At 68.6% G+C, this 16,353-nt stretch carries 19 protein-coding genes; 15 read left to right on the forward strand and 4 right to left on the reverse strand.

Annotated elements, in window-relative coordinates; genetic code table 11:
- Positions 1 to 10: 10 nt before the first annotated feature.
- Complete coding sequence (locus KY497_RS16600) at positions 11 to 253, reverse strand: helix-turn-helix domain-containing protein (RefSeq protein WP_258185892.1); 243 nt, start codon at positions 251 to 253, stop codon at positions 11 to 13.
- 323 nt (positions 254 to 576) lie between these two features.
- Here KY497_RS16600 and KY497_RS16605 point away from each other — a divergent pair, with 323 nt between their 5' ends.
- A complete protein-coding gene (locus KY497_RS16605; protein ID WP_258185893.1) occupies positions 577 to 930 on the forward strand; it encodes a hypothetical protein in 354 nt (117 codons plus the stop codon).
- 39 nt (positions 931 to 969) lie between these two features.
- Complete coding sequence (locus tag KY497_RS04620) at positions 970 to 1,431, forward strand: DUF3817 domain-containing protein (protein ID WP_017829660.1); 462 nt, start codon at positions 970 to 972, stop codon at positions 1,429 to 1,431.
- A gap of 31 nt (positions 1,432 to 1,462) precedes the next feature.
- Here KY497_RS04620 and KY497_RS04625 read toward each other — a convergent pair whose 3' ends face one another.
- Both KY497_RS04625 and KY497_RS04630 read right to left on the reverse strand, forming a co-directional pair.
- A complete protein-coding gene (locus KY497_RS04625) occupies positions 1,463 to 2,152 on the reverse strand; it encodes a hypothetical protein (RefSeq protein WP_219869936.1) in 690 nt (229 codons plus the stop codon).
- A 63-nt stretch (positions 2,153 to 2,215) separates the two neighbouring features.
- Positions 2,216 to 3,196, reverse strand: a complete 981-nt coding sequence (locus KY497_RS04630) for an NAD(P)/FAD-dependent oxidoreductase (protein ID WP_258185895.1) — start codon at positions 3,194 to 3,196, stop codon at positions 2,216 to 2,218.
- Between the two features lie 181 nt (positions 3,197 to 3,377).
- On the opposite strand from KY497_RS04630, the gene KY497_RS04635 reads away from it, so the two are divergent.
- Positions 3,378 to 3,527, forward strand: coding sequence for a hypothetical protein (locus KY497_RS04635; protein WP_167497429.1), 150 nt, complete (start codon positions 3,378 to 3,380; stop codon positions 3,525 to 3,527).
- Between the two features lie 20 nt (positions 3,528 to 3,547).
- Here KY497_RS04635 and KY497_RS04640 read toward each other — a convergent pair whose 3' ends face one another.
- Entirely contained in the window at positions 3,548 to 4,348 is an 801-nt protein-coding gene (locus KY497_RS04640; protein WP_219869937.1) for a MerR family transcriptional regulator, read from the reverse strand.
- Positions 4,349 to 4,430: 82 nt separating this feature from the next.
- On the opposite strand from KY497_RS04640, the gene KY497_RS04645 reads away from it, so the two are divergent.
- The 12 genes from KY497_RS04645 to KY497_RS04700 all read left to right on the forward strand — a co-directional run bounded on the left by KY497_RS04645 (position 4,431) and on the right by KY497_RS04700 (position 16,220).
- Positions 4,431 to 5,180, forward strand: a complete 750-nt coding sequence (locus tag KY497_RS04645; protein WP_219869938.1) for a phosphotransferase — start codon at positions 4,431 to 4,433, stop codon at positions 5,178 to 5,180.
- Between the two features lie 111 nt (positions 5,181 to 5,291).
- A complete protein-coding gene (locus KY497_RS04650) occupies positions 5,292 to 6,590 on the forward strand; it encodes an HNH endonuclease signature motif containing protein (protein ID WP_219869939.1) in 1,299 nt (432 codons plus the stop codon).
- A 174-nt stretch (positions 6,591 to 6,764) separates the two neighbouring features.
- Entirely contained in the window at positions 6,765 to 8,630 is a 1,866-nt protein-coding gene (dnaK, locus tag KY497_RS04655; RefSeq protein ID WP_141386960.1) for a molecular chaperone DnaK, read from the forward strand.
- A 2-nt stretch (positions 8,631 to 8,632) separates the two neighbouring features.
- Positions 8,633 to 9,286: a nucleotide exchange factor GrpE gene (locus KY497_RS04660; protein WP_055866319.1), complete on the forward strand. Its 654-nt coding sequence runs from the start codon at positions 8,633 to 8,635 to the stop codon at positions 9,284 to 9,286.
- A gap of 7 nt (positions 9,287 to 9,293) precedes the next feature.
- Complete coding sequence (locus tag KY497_RS04665) at positions 9,294 to 10,277, forward strand: DnaJ C-terminal domain-containing protein (protein WP_017829652.1); 984 nt, start codon at positions 9,294 to 9,296, stop codon at positions 10,275 to 10,277.
- Between the two features lie 40 nt (positions 10,278 to 10,317).
- Positions 10,318 to 10,731, forward strand: coding sequence for a heat shock protein transcriptional repressor HspR (locus KY497_RS04670; protein ID WP_218682031.1), 414 nt, complete (start codon positions 10,318 to 10,320; stop codon positions 10,729 to 10,731).
- Positions 10,732 to 10,783: 52 nt separating this feature from the next.
- Positions 10,784 to 11,446: a GntR family transcriptional regulator gene (locus KY497_RS04675; RefSeq protein WP_055866313.1), complete on the forward strand. Its 663-nt coding sequence runs from the start codon at positions 10,784 to 10,786 to the stop codon at positions 11,444 to 11,446.
- 119 nt (positions 11,447 to 11,565) lie between these two features.
- Positions 11,566 to 12,534 (forward strand): tripartite tricarboxylate transporter substrate binding protein, encoded by a 969-nt coding sequence (locus tag KY497_RS04680; protein ID WP_055866310.1) that lies wholly within the window; start codon positions 11,566 to 11,568, stop codon positions 12,532 to 12,534.
- A gap of 64 nt (positions 12,535 to 12,598) precedes the next feature.
- Positions 12,599 to 13,156: a tripartite tricarboxylate transporter TctB family protein gene (locus KY497_RS04685; RefSeq protein WP_017829648.1), complete on the forward strand. Its 558-nt coding sequence runs from the start codon at positions 12,599 to 12,601 to the stop codon at positions 13,154 to 13,156.
- Positions 13,153 to 14,808: a tripartite tricarboxylate transporter permease gene (locus tag KY497_RS04690; RefSeq protein WP_219869940.1), complete on the forward strand. Its 1,656-nt coding sequence runs from the start codon at positions 13,153 to 13,155 to the stop codon at positions 14,806 to 14,808. Before KY497_RS04685 ends, KY497_RS04690 begins: the two co-directional genes overlap by 4 nt.
- Positions 14,805 to 15,674 carry a dihydrodipicolinate synthase family protein gene (locus tag KY497_RS04695; protein ID WP_055866305.1) on the forward strand — a complete coding sequence of 290 codons (870 nt, stop codon included), beginning with the start codon at positions 14,805 to 14,807 and terminating at the stop codon, positions 15,672 to 15,674. The genes KY497_RS04690 and KY497_RS04695 overlap by 4 nt, the downstream gene beginning before the upstream one ends.
- A gap of 105 nt (positions 15,675 to 15,779) precedes the next feature.
- Positions 15,780 to 16,220 carry a DoxX family protein gene (locus tag KY497_RS04700; RefSeq protein WP_055866303.1) on the forward strand — a complete coding sequence of 147 codons (441 nt, stop codon included), beginning with the start codon at positions 15,780 to 15,782 and terminating at the stop codon, positions 16,218 to 16,220.
- Positions 16,221 to 16,353: the final 133 nt, after the last annotated feature.

Here is a 16,353-nt window from a genome sequence, read left to right on the forward strand (position 1 = left end):
GCCGAGATCCTCAGGCCGAGATCGGCGTGCGGTTCGCCAGACGCCACGACGAGGGGGTCTGCCCGGTGCGGCGGCGGAAGGCCCGGCTGAACCCCTCGTCGGAGGTGTAGCCCAGCTCGCGGGAGACGTCCGAGACGCTTCGCCCAGCCTCGAGCATCCGCTTGGCCGCGTCGACGCGCACCTCAGTGACGTAGTCGGCGGGGGAGCGGCCGACGGTGCTGCGGAACCGTTCGGCGAAGGTCGAGCGCGACATGGCGCCGATGCTGGCGAGGCGCTCCACCGTCCAGTCCCGGCCCGGTTCCTCGCGGATGGCGTCGACGACGCGGTCGAGGAACGGGTCGTTCGACAGCGAGGGCCAGCCCGTCGGGGCACAGCCGTTCGCAGCCCAGGCGCGGATGACCGACAGCAGGCGTCGAACCCGGTGACGGTGAGGAACGGCGGCAGCAGGGCGGGCAGCGGCGAGGCCGCATCGGCGAGCTCGATGTCGGCGATCATCAGGCTCGTGTCGTCCCGCGCTTCGAGCACGAACGGCGAACGGCCGAGGGTCAGGAACGCGTCGCCCGCCACGAGCAGGTCATGGCGGGCCTTCGTGTCGACCCTGAGTCGCTGCGAGTCGGGATCGACGTCGAGGCGGCAGCCGTCTCCGAGCGGAGGATGCCCCTGCACAGCGCCCTCGGCGATGTAGACCAGGGTGATGGAGTCGGCGGGGATCGGCAGCAGCGTTCCCGCAGCTACCGAGGTGCGACGGCCGATGCCGACGCGCAGGTCGACCGCACCGAGCACGTTCGAGAGCGCGTCCGCATCCACTGTCACCATGCCTTCGGCAACGTCGTCGCGCGGCGTGCTATTCCGCCGTCGGCCCCGTCGATGTGCGAAACGGGTCGCGTCGTGCTGGCGGACTCAACCATTCGGTTGATTCGAAGGGGGTGACCGCCGGATACGGTGGAGGGACACCACCCGAGGAGTACCGTGTTCCGCACCCCCGACCGACTGTTCCGAGTTCTCGCGATCGCGGAGGCGATCACCTGGACGATCCTGATCGCCGCGATCATCGCCCGCGCCGTCGGCGCCCCCGGAGTCGTGGTGACCGTGGGCGGAGGCATCCACGGGTTCATCTTCCTGAGCTACGCGGCGACGGCGATCCTGGTCGCGCTGAACCAGCGCTGGCATGTCGGTGTGGGTGTTCTCGCCGTCGCCAGCGCCGTCATCCCGTACGCGACGATCCCGACCGAGATCTGGCTGCACCGCACCGGGCGGCTCACCGGGGCCTGGCGTCTCGAGGCGACCGACGACCCGCGCGATCGCCGCTGGTACGACCGGCTGATGCGGTGGTTTCTGCAGCGGCCGTGGGTTCTCGCGCTGCTACTGGTCGTCGGCATCGTCGCGCTGTACGTCATCCTGCTGCTGGTGGGTCCTCCCGGCGGCAAGTGACGCCCGGCGGGGTCTGATCCCTGCGCCGGGTTCAGGGCGTGACGACGACCGCGTTCTCCTCGTTGATCGCAGCCAGCGTCGCCTCCGCATCCGCGGCGGTGCAGTCCACGACCACCGACAGGCCCACTCCGGTCTGCGTGAAGGCACGCGCGGCCATGAGCCAGGTGCGGCTGCCGTCCACGCCGACGACCTGGCGCGTCTCGACGCCTCCGCTGCCGCCCGCCATGTAGCTGAACTCGCCGGTAGTGGCGAGCGGGGTGACCTCGCTGGTCGGAGTCTGCAGCAGCACACCGAGGATCGCGTCGGACGAGGCGCTGTCGTCTCCGGCGACCACGGGAACGTCTGTCGTGTACCCCTGCCAGAACCGCGCAGTACAGGTGCCGTCGACCGTGCCGTACGTCCAGCCGCCGTTGCCGTCGTCGGGCGAGACGATCTTCCAGCCCTCGTCGGGCGAGACGATCTTCCAGCCCTCGTCGACCACGAGCCCGTCGCCCCATTCGATGTAAGTGTCGCTCGCGAGATCGAGGCCTTCGGTGAAGGTCAGGGTCGAGCCGGATGACTCGTCGCTCGGCGCATCGGTCTCCGGACTCGACGAGGGGACGTCGGTGGGCGACCCCACCGGTATCTGCGCGTACAGGCATCCGCTCAGTGACAGCACGGCCACAGCGGCGATCGCGGTGCTGGCCAGGCGCAGGGGGATCGAGAAGGAGGTGCGCGTCATGCCGGTCAGCCTAGTCCCGGACCGTCATCGTCTCCGGTCCACGGTTCCACTCGGGCCGACTGATCAGTGGGCGCTGACGACCCCGATCGAGTCGTGCACGATGACCGTCGCGACCCGAGCGCCGGCACCCGCCGCGACGATGAGCTGCTGCGGACCGGGTGTCGCGGCGTCGCCGGCGGCGTAGAGCCCCGGCACATCGGTGCGACCCGAGCGGTCCGTGCGCAGATGCCCGGCGTGATCAAGCGTGGGCGCGATCCCGTCGAGGAACGTCAGCGCGTTCTCCCACTCGGGGCGCACGAAACCGCCGTCGACCGCGACTGATGTGCCGTCGGCCAAACGGATGGCGTCGAGACTTCCGCGCTCACCCACGAGCTCGACGATCGTCTCGCGACGCACGTCGATGCCGGAGGCGGCGAGCTCCGCCTCCTCGTCCGCGGTCACGACGTCCGCCCCGTGCGTGAACACGGTGAGGCTCTCGGTCCAGCGTCCGATGAGTCGCGCGCGGTCGGCGATGTCGGGCGTCTCACCGATCAGGGCGAGGCGGCGGCCCTGCAGCTCCCACGCATCGCAGGTGGCGCAGCTGAACAGGCTCATGCCGTAATACCCGCGCAGGTTCGGGACATCGGGGAGCGTCTCACGCAGCCCGGTGGCCAGCAGCACCGCCCTGGCCGTGACGGTGGTCTCGGCATCCCGGCGGCCGATGTCCGCCGCGAACACGCGTCGATCGCCGTGCGGTCCCGCACCGTCTCCGCTCGTCTGGCGGAGGGCGGTGACGCGCGTCCGCGATCGCACCTCCACGTTCGGATAGGCCGCGAGCTCTTCTCTGGCGAGGCGCCGCAGTTCGTGCGGCGGGATGCCGTCGCGGGTCAGGAACCCGTGCGATCGCAGCGTCGCCGCATTGCGCGGACGATCGGCGTCGATCACCAGCACGCGTGCGAGCGCGCGGCCGAGGTTGAGGGCGGCGGAGAGACCGGCCGGTCCGCCGCCCACGATGAGCACGTCGTAGTCGGCACGCTCGTTCAGGTCCGCCATCGGTGATGTCATCCGCACGGTCCTTCCGAGAAAGGGGCGGATCCATCGCGCGGCGTCTGCCGGGGCGACACCGCCGGGCGGCCGCTAAGGCTGGCCTTACTCTCATTTTGCCACTGTTCGAGGCTGTCTCGGTCGGTTCGACGGTGTCTCGGGCGCCCGAGGCCAGGGACCCGTGCTCGCTAGGATCCCCCTCGTGCTGGAGCTGGTGGACGTCGTGTTCGGAGATGCCGTCCAACTCGGCGGGTTCTTCCTGGTGACCCTGCTGATCGTCGTCCTGATGCTCGCGCGCGGCGCCGCGCGACGGCTCCTCTCGCCAGCGCCGACCGTCGAGAGCGCCGCCTGAGCGCGAAGGGCTCGGTGCGCTCAGCTGCGACGGACGGGCTGCTGCAGCTCGGTGACCCAATCGGACTGGTCCTCGGAGACCGCGCGCACATACAGCTCGCGACACGGGCCGTCGTGCACCAGGCCCCGCGCGAAGATCTCGGTGTGGATCGCGTGCCAGCTCTCGGCGATGTGCTCCATCGATCCGAGATGGATGCCGCACACGGCCTCCGTCGCCGCGGGCAGCTCGACGATCTCGAAGCCCTCGCGCGCGGGGCCGCTGTACGTGTAGCCCGCGATGACCTGCAGCCCGTCGTCGAGAGTCTCGTACTGAGCGATCGGGGTGGCCAGGGAGTGCGTGTCGCCGATGATCTCGGCCACGGCGTCGAAGGCGGGCCCGACCACTCCGGCGACGGCCGGCTGGTCGGCCACGACCGTGCGGATGGCAGCGAGGCGCACGGCGGGGAGGGGCTTGTCGATGATCTCGATCTGGGACATGTGCTTCTCTCTCTCGATGAGGTGGAGGCGCCTCTCCACGTCGACGAGTCTCTCCGCGGCGATCCGATGCTCCTGCTCGACTTCTGTGCGACGGATCCTCAGCAGGGCGGCGATGCGTTCGGCATCGACGCCGCGTTCGAGGATCGCCGAGACGTCATCGAGACCGAAACCCAGCTGGCGCAGGGCGACGATCCGGTGCAGCCGTTCCAGCTGCGAGGGATCGTAGGAGCGGTATCCGGTGAACTCGTCCACGTGGGCGGGCTCGAGCAGGCCGGCCGTGTCCCAATGCCGGAGCATCCGGTGGGTCACCTGGCCGATCTGCGCGAACGCTCCGATGGACAACATGTCTCAGTTCTCCCGTCTGCCACTGTGTCAGAGTCAAGTATCGCGTCGGGAGGTGGAGGCCTCGGCGCGCTAGCGTCGACGGATGAGCGAAGAGGTACTGGCGGGCGGGAACGCGAGCGGCACCGTGGTGCGGCTCGGCGAGACGGTGCGAAAGTCGTGGTCGGAGGCGACCCCGAGCGTCACCCGCTTCGTGCGGGCATTGCGGGCAGCGGGCGTCGATGTGCCGGAGCTGCGAGGGCGGGATGAGCAGGGCCGGCAGGTCATCGAATTCGTGCCGGGCACGCCGGCGATCGAGAGAATGCCACTGGACGCCGACGAGCTGCGACGAGTCGGTTCGATGATCCGCGAGATCCATGACGCCAGCGCCCCCTATGCGCCGGAGGCCGATGCCGTGTGGCGGACAGCGATCCCCGCGCCCGCCGCCGAGCTCGTCTGTCACAACGACCTCGCCCCCTGGAACCTCATCACCGGCGACCGCTGGGTCTTCATCGACTGGGACGCCGCAGCCCCGAGCACCCGCCTGTGGGACCTCGCCTACGCGGCCCAGGCGTTCGCGCTGTCCGGCGGTGAACGCGATCCGGAGAGTGCGGCTCGGGATCTCGCCGCCATCGTCGACGGATACCGCGCGGACGACGTCATGCGACGTGATCTGCCTCAGGCGATGGAGGAGCGGACGGCGGCGATGCTCGCACTGCTCGAAGGGGCGCACGCGACCGGCGACGAGCCGTGGGCGTCGATGTATGCGAACGGCCACGGCGACCACTGGGCGAAGGCGCTGGCATTCGTGCGAGAACATCGGGCGCTGTGGGCGCGGTCGCTCGGCGGGGTCTGAGCTCGGCCGCGTGGGCGGTGCGCCGTGCGTGGTGCGCGCACATTCCGGTATATTGTTTTTAGGCCCTGATCTGGGCCTTTGAATGTCGGTGGCCCCTGGTTCACTGAAGGTATGACGGCACTGGCGGATGCGACTCTCGAGCAGGTGGCTGCGCTCGCTGCGCTCACCGAGATGCTCGTCGAGGTCGAGCGCACGATCAGCAGTCTGCAGGCCGCACGCGACGGCATCCTGGCCGTGGGCTCGCGGCTCGCACTCGAAGTCGCTGAGCAGGCGGAGCATCCCGATCAGGGGGAGATGTCTGCGCGCACCGTCGCCGCGGAGTTCGCCGCAGCCCTGCGGGTGAGCGATCGGACGGTGCAGCGGCGGATGGCGGATGCGGCGTGGGTCGTAGAGCGCTTCCCGATGGTCTGGGAAGCGCAGGGCGCCGGTCGTATCAGCGCGGCGCACGCCCGCGTCGTGTGCGAAGCGGGCGAGCATCTCGACGATGCGGCGAGCCGCGATGCCTACGCGACGCAGATGATCGTCTTCGCCGAGACCGAGTCTCCCGCCCGCGTCGGCCGCATGGCTCGGCGGGTGGCCGAGCGGTTCCAGGCGCGGTCGATCGAGGAGCGGCATCTCGACGCGCGGGAGAAGAGAGCCGTGTGGGTGAAAGACGTCGGCGACGGGATGACACAGCTCGGGGTGCTCGGTCCCTCGGCGCTCGTCCACGGTGTCTTCGATCGCCTGACGCAGATGGCCGACGCGATGCAGGAGCCCGAGTCCCAGGAGCCCGAGTCCCAGGAGCCCGAGTCCCCGGAGCCCGATCGGCGCACCATCGCGCAGCTCCGCGCCGATCTCGCCCTCGACCTGCTCCTCGCCGGTGCCCCGGTCGGGCATGGCGACTCGGAGGGCTCCCTCGCGGCGATCCGCGGAACGGTGTCGATCACTGTTCCCGTCATGACCCTGATCGCGGGCGACGCGACACCGGCCGAGCTGAACGGCCGCACCCCGATCGACCCCGTGACCGCCCGCCGGTTCGCCGGTGCGGCATCCGGATGGGACCGTATCCTCACCCACCCCATCACCGGGACGGTCCTCGCGGTCGACCGCTATCGGCCGGGTTCGGATCTGAGGCGACATCTTCGCGCCAGGGATCAGCGTTGCAGATTCCCCACCTGCGGGTATCCGTCCACCGATTGCGACATCGATCATCATCGCGATGCCGTGCTCGGTGGCTCCACCGCCGAGTCGAACCTCGGCCATCTGTGTCGACGCCATCATGTGCTCAAGCACCATTCGCCGTGGGCGGTCGAGCCTCTGGGCTGTGGCCTCTACGCCTGGACGAGCCCGACCGGCAAGGTCTACATCGACCGGCCGCCTCCCCAGAACACCGTCACCTTCACCGAGGATCCCGAGGTCGCCCCGTTCTGAGTGACGCCGCCGTGCGCCCGGAACAGCGCCGAATCTCAAAGTTGAGCCAAGTCATATCAAGTTCATTTGACTCCTCGTCGACCCCTGGGTACACTTGAGTCATCGCGACTCAGGTTTTCCTGATCGCCGCAGATTTTCCGAACCACAACGAACTTCCAACAAAGGAGAGAACACATGGCACGTGCTGTCGGTATCGACCTCGGAACCACCAACTCCGTCGTCAGCGTCCTCGAGGGTGGCGAGCCCAAGGTCATCGCCAACGCAGAGGGCTTCCGCACGACCCCCTCGGTCGTGGCCTTCACCAAGGACGGGGAGGTGCTCGTCGGTGAGACCGCGAAGCGCCAGGCCGTCACCAACGTCGACCGGACGATCGCTTCCGTCAAGCGCCACATGGGCACCGACTGGACCTTCGACGTCGACGGCAAGAAGTGGACGCCGCAGGAGATCTCCGCGCGCATCCTGATGAAGCTGAAGCGCGACGCCGAGGCGTACCTGGGCGACACGGTGACCGACGCGGTCATCACGGTCCCCGCGTACTTCAACGACGCCGAGCGTCAGGCCACCAAGGAAGCCGGCGAGATCGCGGGCCTCAACGTCCTGCGCATCATCAACGAGCCGACCGCTGCCGCTCTGGCGTACGGCCTCGACAAGGGCAAGGAAGACGAGCTCATCCTGGTCTTCGACCTGGGTGGCGGAACGTTCGACGTCTCGCTGCTCGAGGTGGGCAAGGACGACGACTTCTCCACGATCCAGGTGCGCTCGACCGCCGGTGACAACCGTCTCGGTGGAGACGACTGGGACCAGCGTCTCGTCGACTACCTGATCAAGCAGTTCAAGGAGACCACGGGCGTCGACGTCTCGGGTGACAAGATCGCCCTGCAGCGTCTCAAGGAGGCTGCGGAGCAGGCGAAGAAGGAGCTCTCCTCCTCGACGTCGACGAGCATCAACCTGCCCTACCTGTCGCTGACCGAGTCGGGCCCGGTGTCGCTTTCCGAGACCATCACCCGCGCGAAGTTCGAGGACCTCACGAAGGACCTTCTCGACCGCACCAAGAAGCCGTTCGAGGACGTCATCCGCGAAGCCGGCATCAAGGTGTCCGAGATCGACCACATCGTGCTCGTCGGTGGATCCACGCGTATGCCTGCGGTCGCCGAACTCGTCAAGCGCGAGACCGGCAAGGACGCGAACAAGGGCGTCAACCCGGATGAGGTCGTCGCCGTCGGCGCCGCGCTCCAGGCCGGTGTCCTCAAGGGTGAGCGCAAGGACGTTCTCCTCATCGACGTCACCCCGCTGAGCCTCGGTATCGAGACCAAGGGCGGCATGATGACCAAGCTCATCGAGCGCAACACGGCCATCCCGACCAAGCGCAGCGAGACCTTCACCACGGCAGACGACAACCAGCCGTCCGTCGCGATCCAGGTCTTCCAGGGCGAGCGTGACTTCACGCGCGACAACAAGCCGCTCGGCACGTTCGAGCTGACGGGTATCGCTCCGGCTCCCCGCGGCATCCCGCAGATCGAGGTCACCTTCGATATCGACGCCAACGGCATCGTGCACGTGTCCGCCAAGGACAAGGGCACCGGCACCGAGAAGTCGATCGTCATCTCCGGCGGCTCGTCGCTGTCGAAGGAAGACATCGAGCGCATGGTGCGCGAGGCCGAGGAGCACGCCGCTGAGGACAAGGCGCGCCGCGAGGCCGCAGAGGTCCGCAACCAGGCCGAGACGCTCGCGTACTCGATCGACAAGCTGATCACCGAGAACGACGACAAGCTGCCCGAAGACGTGAAGACCGAGGTCAAGGCCGACGTCGACGCGCTCAAGACGGCGCTGGCCGGCGAAGACGACGAGGCCGTGAAGACCGCGTTCGACAAGCTCAACCAGTCGCAGTCCAAGCTCGGCGAGGCCATCTACGCCTCCTCGCAGGCGGATGCCGCTGCCGGCGCTTCGGCTGACGGCGAGGCCCCGGCCGGTGACGCTCCCTCCTCCGAGGAAGACGTCATCGACGCCGAGGTCGTCGACGACGAGGACGAGAAGAAGTAATCATGACGGACAAGAACTTCGACGAGAACCAGTTTCCTGAGTCCGCCGAAGGTCGCAGCGAGGGGTCGGATGCTCAGGCATCCGGCCCCGTGCCGCAGAACCCGGACTCCACCGAGGCGAAGGCCGCCGAGGGGTCGGACGAGACTCCTGACGACGGCGCCGATGACCTCACGGTCGACGACATCCTCGGTGCCACGCAGACCGGTGAGGCCGCGGCGGAAGACGCCGTGCTCGCCGACCTCGAGTCCACGCTGCTGAACGACCTCAAGCGCCTCCAGGCCGAATACGCGAACTACCGTCGCCGCACCGAAGAGCAGCGTCAGGTCGAGATCGAGCGAGCGAAGGGCGAGGCCGCCAAGGGCCTGGTCCCCGTGCTCGATGACCTCGACCGCGCGGCTCAGCACGGTGATCTGGTGGAGGGCACGCCCTTCGCCGTGATCGCCGACAAGGTGCGCACGGTCGTGGAGCGTCTCGGAGTGGTCGCGTACGGCGCGAAGGGCGAGGAATTCGACCCGCAGCGCCACGAGGCCATCTTCCAGCAGCCGACCCCCGGCGCCGAGAAGACCACGATCCTCGAGGTCGTCGAGGTGGGCTACCGCCTCGGAGACGTCGAGCTGCGCCCCGCGAAGGTCGTCGTCGCTGTCCCCGCGGAGTAGGTGATCGATGGCCAGCCAGGATTGGTTCGACAAGGACTTCTACAAGACCCTCGGGGTCTCCAAGGACGTCAGTGATGCGGATCTGAAGAAGACGTATCGCAAGCTCGCGCGGAAGTACCACCCGGACTCCAATCAGGGTGATGCCAAAGCCGAAGCGAAGTTCAAGGAGATCAGCGAGGCCTACTCGGTGCTCTCCGACACCGAACAGCGCAAGGAATACGACGAGATCCGCGCCATGGGATCCGGCGCTCGCTTCACGGCGAGCGGTGCGGGTGCCGGCGGCTTCGAAGACGTGTTCAGCCGGTTCGGACAGCAGGGCCGCGGACAGACGGCGGACTTCGAGGACATCTTCGCGATGTTCAACCAAGGGCAGGGTGCGAGCTTCGGCAACGGACGCTTCGGGCAGCCGAGTGGCGGATACCGCGGCTTCGGCGGCCCGCAGCGCGGAGCCGATGTCACGGCCCGCACCACGCTCGACTTCGTCACCGCCGTGCAGGGCGAGACCATCTCCCTGCAGGGCGAAGACGGCAAGCCCTTCAAGGTGAAGATCCCGGCGGGCGTCGCCGACGGCCAGAAGATCCGTCTCCGCGGTCGCGGTCGTCCTTCGCCCGATGGGGGAGAGAGCGGCGACATCGTCGTGCAGATCGCGGTGCGCCCGCACCCGGTCTTCACGCGCGACGGACTCAACCTGCGCGTCGTGGTGCCTGTGACGTTCACCGAGGCGACTCTCGGTGCGACCATCGAGGTCCCGACCCTCGGCGGCGACGTGGTCAAGCTCCGCGTCGCACCCGGTACCCCCTCCGGGCGGGTGCTGCGGGTCAAGGGCCGAGGGGTTGCGACCTCGAAGGGCACGGGCGACCTGCTCGCCGAGCTCCAGGTCGCGGTGCCGACGCACCTCGACGACGCCGCACGTGCGGCTCTGGAGAAGTTCCAGGAACTCGAGCCCGACGAGAACCCGCGGGCCGAGCTGATGGCGAAGGCGCGGCGATGACCGATCGTCGAAGCGGGCACCGGGGGCGGAGGCGTTCATGATGAATGCTGACACCCCGGTGTTCGCGATCGCGGCCGCCGCCGAGCTCGCCGGCCTTCATCCCCAGACGCTGCGGCAGTACGACCGCATCGGGCTCGTCGTCCCCGGACGCACTTCCGGCGGTTTGCGCCGGTACTCCCCCCGGAACATCGAGCAGCTGCGCGAGGTCGCCCAGCTCTCTTCCGAGGGCGTGAGCCTCCCCGCGATCGCCCGTCTGCTCGACCTCGAAGACGAGAACAGGGCGCTGCACAACCGCATCGCCGTGCTCGAGAGTGCGTTGCGCACCGAGCGCGAGAGTCGCCCCGGAGTCCGCGTGTTCGCCGCGGGTTCCGCCGGAGTCGTACCCATGCCGACCGGACGGCGCCTGCGTCGCTCGACGGAGGTCGTGCTCTGGGACCCGCGCGGGAGCGCCTAGGCCCAGGCACCGCCGTGGTGTGTATCCTGTCAACTGTTAACAGGAGGTCACCATGACGCAGACCGTCACGCGCGGAGAATCCCTCGGCGCCCAGGTGGCGCGGGTGCTCCGCCAGCGCATCGTGCGCGGCGAGCTCGCCCCCGGCGCGCGCATCACCGAAGAGGCGCTCGCCGAGGAGTTCTCGGTCAGCCGCGGACCGGTGCGCGATGCTCTCACCCAGCTGAGTTTCGAGAAGCTCGTCGAGGTGCAGCGTCCGCGCGGGGTCTACATCGTGGGGCTCACGCACGACGACGTCGATCAGCTGTACAGCCTGCGCGGTGCCCTCGAACAGCTCGCCCTCTCGCGCGCCATGCGTGTCGACGACGATGCGCGCTGGGCGGCGATGGCTGCGGCGGTCGGACGCATGGGCGAGGCCGCGGATGCCGGTGACCACGCCGCTTTCGTGGCGGCCGACCTCGAGTTCCACTCGCAGATCTACGCGCTCGCCGACCATCCACGCCTCGAGGGGGCGTGGAACCAGTACCTCCCGACGTTCACGGCGCTCCTCGAGGTCACGATCAACCACGATGAAGATCTGCACGAGTCGTCCGGCGACCACGTGAAGCTCATGGACGTGATGCGAAGCGGTACGCCGACGCAGGCGGCGAAGGTGCTGTCGGAGCACCTCGACGGCGCCCGCGAGCGCATGCTGAGCGAGATCGCCACCCGCGCCTGAGCGGGGCGGGCATTTACTCGTCGGGGAGGGGCACACGTTTGTCAGTGTTGACTGTTAACAGTCAACACTGCTACGGTCGGGGAGTCGACAACAAGGTCGACCCACGTAGAGGAGCAAAGATGCCCCGCAAGCGCATCACCCGGGCGGCTGCCGCGATCGCCGCCCTCGCAGCCACCGCTCTCATCGTCTCGGCCTGCACCAAGGTCGAAGAGGGCGAGGAAGCCGGATCGGCGTTCCCCGAGAACGACATCCGACTCATCATCCAGGCCAACCCCGGCGGAGGCTCCGACCTCTCGTCGCGCGCGCTCGCCACGGAGCTCGAGAAGATCCTCGGCGTCAGCGTCATCCCGGAGAACATGCCCGGTGCCGCCGGCGCCCTCGCGATGGAGTACGTGGGCGCGCAGGATGCCGACGGCTACGTCATCGGATTCGCGCCCGTCGAGATCGCGATGCTGAACACCACGCAGAGCGCGAACGTGCTGCCGGACGACTTCGACCTGCTCGGCCAGATCATGCTCGCCCCCGGGGTCGTCACGGTCGGCGCGAACAGCGGCATCGAGACGCTCGAAGACCTCGTCGCCCAGGCGAAGTCCGGCGCCGTCACGGTCGCCAACTCCGGTGCCGGCTCCATCTGGGAGGCGGCGACCCTCGGACTCGGCGCCGCGACCGACGCCGACTTCACTCCGGTCCCCTACGACGGCGGAGCGACAGCCGTCGCTGCGGCCGCATCCGGTGAGACCGTCGCGGCCGTCTCCGGCCTCGGCGAGGCCCTGGCGCAGGGCGAGGCCGTGCGCATCCTCGCCGTCATGAACGACGAGCGTCACCCCGACGCGGAAGACGTCGAGACTGTCGAAGAGGCCATCGGCGAAGACGTGGTCTTCGGTGGCTGGGGCGGCATCTACGCCCCCAAGGGTCTGCCCGACGACGTGAAGTCGACGCTCGAGGCCGCGGTCAAGGAAGCCGTCGAGTCCGACGGATACCAGAAGTTCCAAGCCGATGCCGGAAACCTCGTCGTGTACCGCGACTCCGCCGAATGGACGACGTTCGTCGACGAGCAGTTCGACCTCTTCAAGGATCTCCTGGGCTGAGAACACTGCGGGGCCGGTGCAGACCGGCCCCGCAGCCGTTCGCCTTCGACGAAGGAGAAGGAGCATGATGTCCACCCCCGACACCGCTGCAGAACCGGCGGGCCGCGACGAATCCGCCGGTGACGAGTACGAGGGCGCGCCCGCGTCGCGAACCCTCGAGATCGTGTTCGCCGTCGTCGCCCTGGCATTCACCGCCGGATACCTGTTCCTCTCGACGCAGATCCCGCTGCGCCGTGAGGCCGCCCCCGGACAGATCGACGCCCGCTTCTGGCCGCTCGTCATCGGGGTCACCGGAGTTGTCGTCGCCATCGCGCTGCTCGCCGTCGCGATCACCCGCCCGGCACCCACCCGCGAAGACCTCGAACGCATCCAGCCCGGCGGCTACCTCCGCGTCATCGCCACGCTCGCGATCACCGGTGCCTTCATCGTGCTGTGGTCGCTGGGCTCGGTCATCCTCTTCGGCTACCGCATCGAGGTCTTCCCGATCGCCGCAGCTCTGCTGATGGCCTCCCTCATGCTCCTCTACGGCCACCGCCGCTGGCTGAGCCTGATCATCTACTCCGCCTCCGTCACGGCGTTCGTCTACGTCGTGTTCGGGATGCTCCTGAGGATCCCCCTGTGAACGCGCTCATGGAGGGGCTGAACTCGCTCCTCGACATCTCGATCCTGCTCTACATGCTCGTCGGCCTCGTGCTCGGCTTCATGGTCGGCGCTTTTCCCGGCATCACCGCGACCATGGCTGTCGCGCTCGCCGCGGGCTTCACGATGACCCTCGAGCCCGTGCAGGGTCTCGCGGTGCTGCTGACGATCTACGTCGCCGCGAACTTCGGCGATCGGGTGCCCTCGATCCTCATCAACACCCCCGGCACTCCGGCGTCCATCGCGACGACGCTCGACGGCTATCCCATGGCCAAGCAGGGGCGGGCCGGTCTCGCCCTGACGATCTCCGCGATCGTCTCGGCCGTCGGCATCCTCGCCTCGGTAGTGCTCTTCGCGGTCGCAGCCGTGCCGATCGCCAGCTTCGCCCGCGACTACTTCAAATCCCCCGAACTGTTCGCCCTGGTGGTCTTCGGCATCTCGATCATGATCGGCATCTCGTCGAAGTCGATGCTCAAGGGCATCCTCGCCGGGCTCTTCGGCCTCATGCTCGGCAGCGGCGGCACGTATGCGGCAACGGCCGATCAGCGCTTCACCTTCGGAGTGCTCGAACTCGTCGAGGGCGTGAACTTCATCGCCGTGATCATCGGACTCTTCGGCATCGCCGAACTCTTCGACCAGCTGCTCACGCACCGGAAGTCGCACGTGCGGCCCATCTCGAGCCTCGGCCGCTGGTGGCCGAACCGGGCAGAGCTGAAGCAGAGCGGTCCGGCCACGGCGGTCGGCGGTGCGGTCGGACTCGGCGTTGGGCTCATCCCCGCGGCCGGCGGCGACATCGCGGGACTCATCGGGTGGGAGCGGGCGCGCAAGGTGTCCAAGCACCCCGAGATGTTCGGCAAGGGATCGATCGAGGGCGTCGCGGCCTCCGACACCGCCTCGAGCGCGACGCTCGGTGGCTCGCTCACCACGACCATGGCGCTGGGCATCCCCGGCGACTCCGTGATGGCCGTGATGATCGGTTCGATGATCATCTGGGGCATCACGCCCGGTCCCACGCTGTTCACGAACCGCCCCGACCTGGTCGTCTCGATCGTGGGAATCATGCTGATCGCGACGATCCTGTCGCTCGTTCTGAGCCTGATCCGCATGAAGGGCATGGTCAAGCTGCTCGACGTGCCGCAGCCGTATCTGTGGAGCGGCATCCTGATCTTCTGCATCATCGGCACGTATGCCACCTCGAACAGCCTCTCCACGGTCGTGACGATGCTCGTCTTCGGTGCGATCGGAGTGATGCTCAAGCGCATGCAGGTGCCAGCGGGCCCCGTGGTGCTCGGGCTCCTGCTCGGACCCCTCGCCGAGGAGAACCTCGCCCGGACGCTGGCGATCCTGCCCACGCGTCCGTTCTTCGAGGTCGTCAGCCCCATCGCGCTCGTGCTCCTCGCCCTGGCCGTGCTCTCGATCGTGATGCCGGCGATCCGTGCCGCCCGTCGACCCCGTGCCGAGCGCGCCTCGCTCGCGGACTCGATCCTGCACGACGACAGCATCCAGCAGATCGAGAAGGCGCACGACGAGCTCGCCGCGCAGCCGGACCTACTCACCTCCACCGTCCGCAACGTCGACGCCCCGCGGCGTCGTTCCCGCAAGCCCCGCAAGAACTCCGAGGAGACCGAGAAGTGACCCGCTACGACATCCTGACCGCCGTGCCCACCGCGTTCCACCGCGACGGCACCCTCGACATCGAGGGTTCGCGTGCGATCTTCCGATTCGTCGCCGACTCGGGGAACGAGGGAGCATTCGTGCTCGGCACGACGGGGGAGTTCCCCGCGGTGGACGCCGAGGAGTTCGCGGCCATCGTCGACGCGGCGCTGGCCGAGCTGCAGGGGCGGATGCGCGTCGTCGTGCACGTCGGCCGCCCCAGCACCTTCGAGGCTGTGCGGCTGACCCGCATCGCCCGCGAACTGGGCGCCGTGGAGTTCGCCGCGCTGACACCGTACTACCTGCGCGCCACCGACGACGCGATCTTCGACTACTACCGCGCGGTGTCGGATGCCGTCGGCGACGGTCGCCTGTACGTGTACATCTACCCGGCTCGCAGCGGCAACCCGGTCTCGCCGGAGCTTCTGGTGCGGCTCGCCGAACTGCCCAACGTCGTCGGTGCCAAGATCAGTGAGCTCTCGCTCGACGACATCGCCGCGTACCGGGCCGTCGTGCCTGCCGACTTCGACCTTTACACCGGCGCCGATCGCGACCTGATCGCAGCCGTCGAGGTGGGCGCGCAGGGCGTCGTCTCCGGGGTGTCGTCGGTCACACCGAAGCCCTTCCGCGCGCTCGCCGACGCGGGCCGAGCGGGAGACGCGGCGGCCATCGTCGCTGCCCAGGCCGCCGTCGACGACGTCGTCGCGCTCATCGGGGGCGACATGGCGCGCATGAAGGAGGCGTACCGCGTGCTCGACGTCGTCGACACGCACTGCCGCATGGCCATCGCCGAGCCGAGCGCCGCCGAGCGCACCGCCGTCGCCGAGGTGGTCGCCGCGCACCGGTGACCCGGTCACAGGAGATGGAAATGTCGCCTTCCTAGCGTGGAAGCAGGGAACGACCCTGCTCCGCGCCTGGCGCGCGGGTGTCCTGCCACGAAGGAAGAACTCCTCATGACGAACACCAAAGCCCCATCCGCCGCACCCTCGCTGGGGCTCCTGGTCCTCCGCGTGGTCGTCGGTGCGATCTTCGCCGCACACGGCGCACAGAAGATCTTCGAGTTCACGCTTCCCGGGACGATCGGCAGCTTCGCGGGCATGGGGGTCCCTCTGCCGGAGATCGCCGGTCCGGTCGTCGCCTTCGTCGAGCTCATCGGCGGCATCCTGCTGATCCTCGGGCTCCTCACCCGTCCGGTCGCCATCCTGCTCGCGATCGACATGATCGTCGCCCTCGTCGCCGTGCACCTTCCCGCCGGTCTCTGGGTCGGTGACGGCGGCTACGAGTTCGTCGCGGTCCTCGGCGCGGCAGCTCTCGCCCTCGCGCTCACGGGTGCGGGGCGGTTCTCCCTCGACGGAGCGTTCCTGCGAGGACGCGCGCCGGCCTGGCTGAGCTGAAGAACCTCAGCAACACGACGGATGCCGCGGCCCGGGGTCGCGGCATCCGTCGCGTGGGCGGTGAAGATGTGCGCGGCATCGATTTCACCGAGGCGCTGATCCTCGGCCACCGCGCGATACTGTTGCAGCACCC

This window comes from Microbacterium sp. PAMC22086 (assembly GCF_019443525.1).
Classification (GTDB): Bacteria; Actinomycetota; Actinomycetes; order Actinomycetales; family Microbacteriaceae; genus Microbacterium; species Microbacterium maritypicum.